Source organism: Siccirubricoccus soli (genome assembly GCF_024178315.1).
Lineage (GTDB): Bacteria > Pseudomonadota > Alphaproteobacteria > Acetobacterales > Acetobacteraceae > Siccirubricoccus > Siccirubricoccus soli.
The window spans coordinates 1-5,142 of record NZ_JAMZIK010000112.1 but is presented as its reverse complement, the minus strand read 5'-3'; the positions used below and the strand labels follow the sequence as shown (position 1 = coordinate 5,142).

5 protein-coding genes and 1 rRNA gene are annotated in these 5,142 nt (G+C 71.3%); 3 read left to right on the top strand and 3 right to left on the bottom strand.

Annotated features, from left to right (window positions below):
• A 16S ribosomal RNA gene (locus tag NJ376_RS17885) occupies positions 1-167 on the bottom strand; the annotation flags it as partial.
• A gap of 831 nt (positions 168-998) precedes the next feature.
• Between NJ376_RS17885 and NJ376_RS17880 the strand changes: the two genes are divergently transcribed.
• A complete protein-coding gene (locus tag NJ376_RS17880; RefSeq protein WP_252954644.1) occupies positions 999-1,421 on the top strand; it encodes a hypothetical protein in 423 nt (140 codons plus the stop codon).
• Between the two features lie 205 nt (positions 1,422-1,626).
• Here the strand turns inward: NJ376_RS17880 and NJ376_RS17875 are convergent, their stop codons facing one another.
• Both NJ376_RS17875 and NJ376_RS29455 read right to left on the bottom strand, forming a co-directional pair.
• Positions 1,627-3,027, bottom strand: a complete 1,401-nt coding sequence (locus NJ376_RS17875) for a phospholipase D-like domain-containing protein (RefSeq protein ID WP_252954643.1) — start codon at positions 3,025-3,027, stop codon at positions 1,627-1,629.
• Positions 3,028-3,202: 175 nt separating this feature from the next.
• A complete protein-coding gene (locus NJ376_RS29455; RefSeq protein ID WP_408906681.1) occupies positions 3,203-3,355 on the bottom strand; it encodes a FitA-like ribbon-helix-helix domain-containing protein in 153 nt (50 codons plus the stop codon).
• Between the two features lie 232 nt (positions 3,356-3,587).
• Between NJ376_RS29455 and NJ376_RS17870 the strand changes: the two genes are divergently transcribed.
• Both NJ376_RS17870 and NJ376_RS17865 read left to right on the top strand, forming a co-directional pair.
• Complete coding sequence (locus tag NJ376_RS17870) at positions 3,588-4,892, top strand: NAD(P)/FAD-dependent oxidoreductase (protein WP_252954642.1); 1,305 nt, start codon at positions 3,588-3,590, stop codon at positions 4,890-4,892.
• Positions 4,889-5,083, top strand: a complete 195-nt coding sequence (locus NJ376_RS17865) for a hypothetical protein (RefSeq protein WP_252954641.1) — start codon at positions 4,889-4,891, stop codon at positions 5,081-5,083. Before NJ376_RS17870 ends, NJ376_RS17865 begins: the two co-directional genes overlap by 4 nt.
• Positions 5,084-5,142 lie beyond the last annotated feature (59 nt).

Genomic DNA, 5,142 nt, shown 5'->3' with positions numbered 1-5,142 from the left:
CCCATGCGGTATTAGCCCCAGTTTCCCAGGGTTGTCCCCCACCTCAGGACACATTCCTACGCGATACTCACCCGTCCGCCGCTGATGGCCGAAACCACCCGCGCGACTTGCATGTGTTAAGCATGCCGCCAGCGTTCGCTCTGAGCCAGGATCAAACTCTCAGGTTCATCATGCGCGGCCAGGCCGAAGCCCAACCTTGCAGACGCCTCTCGATCAGGCTCCGCTCACTACTCTCGATGCAAAATACTTTTCCGTACCGGACCGGGCCAGTACCGCCCCAATCACGGGACAGCAGCGCCAGATCAGGCGGAAAGCACTTGCTTCCAAAAGACCGATGCGATTGTCACAGAACGAACCTTCCGCCAACCAGAGCCGACGAAAAGACAACCCCGCATCGCTGCAGGGCAAAGAGCTAGCGCCCGAAAGCGCAAAGACCAAGAACTGCAGCCGAGTGGCTCTCAACCCCCTCGCCAGAGCAGCGCCCGAAAGCACCGCGACCCGGCCCGGAAGGAGCAACCGCCCCGCTGCGGGAGGGCCGATCTAGCGCCGGAGAGCGCCGGTTTCAAGCCCCCTTTTGAACTTTTCCTCGAAGTTCTTCGCTTCGCGGCGAAGAGTACTGAGATAGTGCCTCGCGGCACCGACTTCAAGACCCCGTGACCGGAACCTTCGAGGAAACCGCCTTGCGACGGAAGAGCGAAATGGCGCCTTTCAGCCCCGATTTCAAGACCCGCCGCGCCGAAGGCATCAGCGGGTCCACCCCATCGCAGAGGCCCGAATTGGGACCTTCCGGTCCCCTTTCAAGCCTCCCGGACGCGGCCCGGAACCGGGCCCCATCCGCAGCGGGCGGCTACTTAGCGACCCGGCCCCCTGACCGCAAGGCCCCCCGCGACGCCATCCCTCCGGCCGTGGAAGCTGGCGCCCCTGCGCAGGCCGGGACGGTTGCCCATGAGACCACGGCATGGATTCTCTTTTCCCACGAACCGCCTAGACTCCCGCCCGTGCCGATCCGTCGCGAGCTCCGTCCCCTCTACCCGCCGCATTGGCGCATGCTGAGCGCCACGGTGCGCTTCGCCCGCGCCGGCGGGCGCTGCGAGCGCTGCGGCCGCCCGCATGGGATGGTGCTGCGCTGCCTGCCCGATGGCCGCTGGTTCGACGAGCGCTCCGGCACCTGGCGGGACGGGCGCAACCGCCCGGCCCGCTGGCCGGACCTCATCGACACGCCGCGCATCCGCACCACGCGCCCGGTGCTGGCCGCCGCCCATCTCAACCACGACCCGCGCGACAACCGGCTCCGCAACCTCCAGGCGCTATGCCAGCGCTGCCACCTGCTGCATGACCGGGAGCACCACCGCGCGCAGCGCCGCCTCACCTACCGGCGCCGCTGGGCGCTCGGCGACCTGTTCCTCGGCCGCTACCTGTAGGGGCGTCGCCGGCCCTGCGGCATCGCCCCCGCCAGGGCCGGCTGAGCCGGCGGCGCGCCGGCGGCCGGAGCCGGTCCTGCATCCCGTCATGCCGGCCGGGCCAAACCGACCGATGTCGGGCCACGGGCGTCCGGCCCGCATGTCCTGCGGTCTGGCGCGCAGCCGCCACACCAGCCCTGCGCGATACCCGGCCCGGAGCCGGGTCTCAGAGCACCGGGGCGAAGAGCCGGATGAAGCCCTCCGCCATCTGCCGGATGGGCCTGGGGCGCGGCAGCTCGCTGCCGCATTCGGCCGCCAGCGGCTCCAGCCATGCGGCCACCGCACGCGCCTCCTCCGGCCCGTGGAACAGCGCCATGATCTCGAAATTCAGGAACAGGCTGCGCTGGTCCAGATTGGCCGTGCCGACGAGGGCGGGGCCGTCATCCGCGACCACCGCCTTGGCGTGCAGCATGCCATCGCGCAGGCGGAGCGTCCGCGCGCCGGCGCCGGCGAGTGCCCGCAGATAGGGGGTGCTGGCGAAGTCCATCAGCCGGGAATCCGACCGGCGGTTGGTGACGAGCCGGACATCCACGCCGCGCCGCGCCGCCACGACCAGGGCCTTCAGCGTCGCCGTGTCCGGCACGAAATAGGGGGTGACGATCCAGAGCCGCCGCTCCGCCCGGTGGGCCACGGCGAGGAGGAGGTCGTGGATGGGGTCGCCCTCGCGCTCCGGCCCGGCCGGCACCACCTGCACCACGCCGCTATCCTCGCTGCTCGCCGGCGCCGCCTCCTGCGGCAGGGCGTCGTGCAGATCCTCCCCGGCCGCGAAGAGCCAGTCCGCGGCGAAGACCTCGGCATAGACCCGAGCGGCCGGGCCCTCGACGGTGAAGGAGAGGTCGCGGAAACGGAAGGCGACCGGCGCCGGGCCCAGATAGGCGTCGGAGAGGTTCATCCCGCCGCTCCAGGCCAGGCAGCCATCCACCACGATGATCTTGCGGTGGTTGCGCAGATTGGCGTAGCGGCGCGGCCGCGGGATGAGCGACATGGGCATGAAGCGCGCGACGCGCCCGCCCGCCGCGACCAGCGGCGCCAGGTCCCGCTCGCGCACGCCCTGCGAACCCACATCGTCGATCAGCAGCCGCACCTGCACGCCAGCGGCCGCCCGCTCGGCGAGGCGGCGGATGATCTCCGCCGCCACCTGGTCGGTGCCGAGGATGTAGGTCGTCACCCAGAGGCTGCGCTCCGCCCGCGCGATCAGGCCGAGGACGGTCTCATAGGCCCCGGCGGCGGTGCCGCAGAGGGTCACCGCATTGCCGCCGGTCGCGGCCGGCAGGTCGTGGGACTGGATCAGGCGATCGAGGTCGCTGATGGCCGGTACCTGCTGCACCGCCCTGCCCTGCCGCCCCGCCGGCCGCGGCTTGCGGGCGGCCCGCTGCCGCAGCTTGCGCGACCCGAAGCCGAGATAGAGCAGCGCGCCGAGCGGCGGGATCAGGGCGAAGAGCAGCAGCCAGGCGGTCATCGCCTGCTCCTGCCGCCGGGACCGCAGGACCTCGGTCGCGAACCACAGGCAGAACAGGACGGCCAAGCCCCAGACAGTCCCGAGGAGGGTCGTCAATGCGTCATTCATGGGGCTCCGTGCGCCTTGCGCTCACTCGGCGGCATGCCAGGCCGTCACGCAACTCGGCCCCCGGTCACCGCGGTGGCCGCCGGCTCCGCGGCCCGCACGCCGCGAGGCCGGGCGAGCGCCGCCGGATGCGGTGCCGGACGGGCCGGTTCCAGCGGCAGGCCGATATCGGGCAGGATCACCCGGATAACTCCGGCGGCTCACGGACCGGCGCGCCGGCAACTTCGGCGGCGCGGGCCGCCGCCTCCACGGAGCGATCGCGGCGGGCGGCACGGAGGCGGGGACGAGCCTGCAGGCCATCGTCGGGGTTGCGAAGGGTGAGGCTGGCCATGCGCCGCTCTCCAGGGCCGCGCGCAAGCTACTGCATGCGTTGCAGGCCGTGCAATCGAGGCGGCCCCGCTCGTCGCGAGCCTCTCATCCGCGAGGGGCTTCGGCGGCCGGTCGCGCAAGGGGCCGATACGGCCCGGCCTGTGCCGGATGCAGCCACGCCCCGCCGGCGGATCGTCGCCAGGACCGGCAGCAAGGTACTTGCCCTTCCCGAACCATTGGGGAAGTCTCCGCCCGTGAGCGACACTCTTGCCCCTGACGTCCTTGTCATCGGCGGTGGCCCCGCCGGCTCGACCGCGGCTGCCCTGCTGGCAAAGCGCGGCCGGCAGGTTGCCCTGCTCGAGAAATCGGCGCATCCTCGCTTCCACATCGGGGAGAGCCTGCTGCCCCGCAACCTGGACGTGTTCGAGCGGCTGGGGGTGCTCGAGGAGGTGCGGGCCATCGGCGTGCACAAGCCGGGCGCGGAATTCGTCTCGGACCGCACCGGCCGCAGCACCGCCTTTCCCTTCGCCCATGCGCTGAACCGGACGCGCACCCATGCCTGGCAGGTGAAGCGCGCCGATTTCGACGCCCTGCTGTTCGCCCATGCCCGCCGCCTTGGCGCCGCGGCGCGCGAGAACACCCGCGTGACCGACATCACCTTCGGCACCGCCACCGAACGCGCCACCGTCATCGCCCAGGGTCCCGCGGGCGAGACGCTGGAGTTCCGCCCGCGCTACGTGCTCGACGCCTCCGGCCGCGACACCTTCCTCGCCGGGCGGATGCGGCTGAAGGACATGAACAAGTACAACAACACCGCCGCCATCTACGCGCATTTCCGCGGCGTCGAGCGGCGGGGCAGCGATCTGGACGGCTATATCAGCATCCATCTGGCGGAGGATGGCTGGTTCTGGCTGATCCCGCTGCCGGACGGGGTGATGAGCATCGGCTTCGTCGGCAACCAATCCGCCTGGAAGGGTCGGAAGGGCACGCCGGAGGAGCTGTTCTTCGAACGCATCGCCTCCAGCCCCACCGTCGCCGCGCGCGCCCGCGGCGCCGAGATCGTCAGCGAGGTCTTCAGCACCGCGAATTACAGCTACCGCGCCCGGCAGGGCCATGGCGAAGGCTACCTCATGATCGGCGACGCCTATGGCTTCGTCGATCCGATGTTCTCGACCGGCGTGCTGATGGCGATGACCGCCGGCGAGCTGGGCGCCGAGGCGGCCGATGCCTGGCTCGACGACCCGGTGCGTGGCCAGCGGCTGGCGGCCCGGACGAATGCCGAGCTGAGCCGCGCCATGGACCGCATTGGCTGGCTGATCTACCGGATCAACGACCCGGTCATGCGGTCGCTGTTCATGGCGCCGCGCAACACGCTCTGGATGCGCGACGGGATCATCAACATGCTGGCGGGCAATCTGCAGGGAGACCCACGGGCGATGTTGCCGGTGCTGTCCTTCAAGGCGCTGTACCACGTGCTCTCGCTGCTGCACCGCTTCGGCTATGGCCCGCCGATGCCGGAAGCGCGGCCTGCCACCCCGGCCGCGATGGCTGCAGAATGATGCGCGCCCTCGCCGCCCTGCTGTGCCTGGTCCTGCTCGGGGCCTGTGAATCGCGCCGGCCCGCGGAGCGCACCGGCGAGGCCCTGGACCGCGCCGGCAGCCGCACCGGGGAGGCGCTTGGCCGCGCCGCCCACTCCACCGGCGCCGCCATCGGCCGCGCCGGCGACTGGGTCCGCGACCGCACCGAGTAGGCATTCCCCACGCAGCCGCTGCGCGGCTCGCGGGGGCCCCGGACGCGCTTAACTCCCAG

Bases quoted from the DNA above. Each gene is read 5' to 3' on its own strand.
- NJ376_RS17865 (WP_252954641.1), top strand. From the start codon at position 4,889: ATGATGCGCGCCCTCGCCGCCCTGCTGTGCCTGGTCCTGCTCGGGGCC.
- NJ376_RS29455 (WP_408906681.1), bottom strand. From the start codon at position 3,355: ATGGCCAGCCTCACCCTTCGCAACCCCGACGATGGCCTGCAGGCTCGT.
- NJ376_RS17875 (WP_252954643.1), bottom strand. From the start codon at position 3,027: ATGAATGACGCATTGACGACCCTCCTCGGGACTGTCTGGGGCTTGGCC.